Source organism: Thauera phenylacetica B4P, from assembly GCF_000310225.1.
GTDB lineage: Bacteria > Pseudomonadota > Gammaproteobacteria > Burkholderiales > Rhodocyclaceae > Thauera > Thauera phenylacetica.
This window is the reverse complement of sequence record NZ_AMXF01000465.1, coordinates 1-1280: the sequence shown is the minus strand read 5'-3', so window position 1 is coordinate 1280 and position 1280 is coordinate 1. Positions and strand designations below refer to the sequence as shown.

The 1280-nt window shown below is 74.0% G+C and carries 1 protein-coding gene; it reads left to right on the top strand.

Going from position 1 to position 1280, the window contains the following annotated elements:
* Nucleotides 1–1280 (top strand): ABC transporter transmembrane domain-containing protein (locus tag C667_RS23060; protein ID WP_004389151.1); only part of this gene is annotated, 1280 nt, incomplete at both ends.

The window sequence follows — 1280 nt, the reverse complement described above, 5'->3', positions numbered from 1 at the left end:
CCCGCGGCCGCCGACGAGCGCCCGGTGGGGCTCGGCGCGCTCTACCGCGCGCTGTGGGAGCACGCCGCGGGCGCGCGCCCGCTGCTGCTCTACGCCTTCCTGCTGCTGCTCGCGTCCCAGCTCTTCAAGCTCGCCGTGCCCTGGCTGGCCGGCAACGCGATCAACCAGATCCAGGCCGGCGGGCTGGAGGGCATGAGCGAGGCCGGGCGCTGGCTCGGCATGGTCTTCGCGGCCATCGTCGCGAGCTGGCTGCTGCACGGGCCGGGGCGCATCCTCGAGCGCAACGTCGCGCTCAAGGTGCGCGAGCGCCTCGCCGCCCTGCTCGTGGGCCGCCTGCTCGCCGCGCCGCTGGCCTGGCACGAGCGCCACCACTCGGGCGAGACCACCCACCGCATGCAGCAGAGCACGCATGCGCTCTACGACTTCGCGCAGAGCCAGTTCATCTACCTGCAGAACACCGTGCGCCTGGTGGGGCCGATCGTCGCGCTGTGGCTGATCTCGCCGCTGGTGGGGGCGGTGGCGCTGGTCGGCTACGGGCTCATCGGGCTGCTCATCACCCGCTTCGACCGCGTGATGATGCGCGTGGCGGTGGAGGAGAACCGCGCCGAGCGCGCCTATTCCGCCACCCTGGTCGATGTGCTCGGCAATGTGCTGTCGGTGCTCGCGCTGCGGCGTGGCGAGGGCGTGGCGCGGCTGATCGGCGAACGCCTGGCGGCGGTGTTCGGGCCGCTGAAGAAGAGCATCGTGCTCAACGAGGCCAAGTGGTGCTCGGTGGATCTGCTCGCGAGCGCGCTGTGGTGCGTGCTGGTCGGCGTGTATGCGGCGGAGGCCGCGGGCGTTTTCGGCTTCGGCGCCGCCGCGGGCGGGGCCGCGGCGGCGGCCGGCACGATCGCGCTCGGCAAGGTCTTCATGGTGTACGAATACTCGCAGCAGGCCGGCGGCGTGATCACCGCGATCGCGGCGCACTTCCAGTCGCTCGCGCGCCAGCGCGCAGACTACGCCGCCGCCGCGCCGCTGCTCAGCGCCGCGCCGGCGCCGCGTCCCGCCGACGGCGAGGACATCGCCGCCTCGGCCTGGCGCACGATGAGCCTGGAGGGGGTGCGCTTCGCCCATGGCGACGGCCGTGCCAGCGCGCTCGAGCTCGACCGCCTGGCGCTCGTGCGCGGCCGGCGCTACGCCCTGGTCGGCCCGAGCGGTGCGGGCAAGACCACGCTGCTGCGCCTGCTCGCCGGGCTGGATGCGCCCACGGCGGGGGCCCTTTCGATCGACGGCGAGTCCGT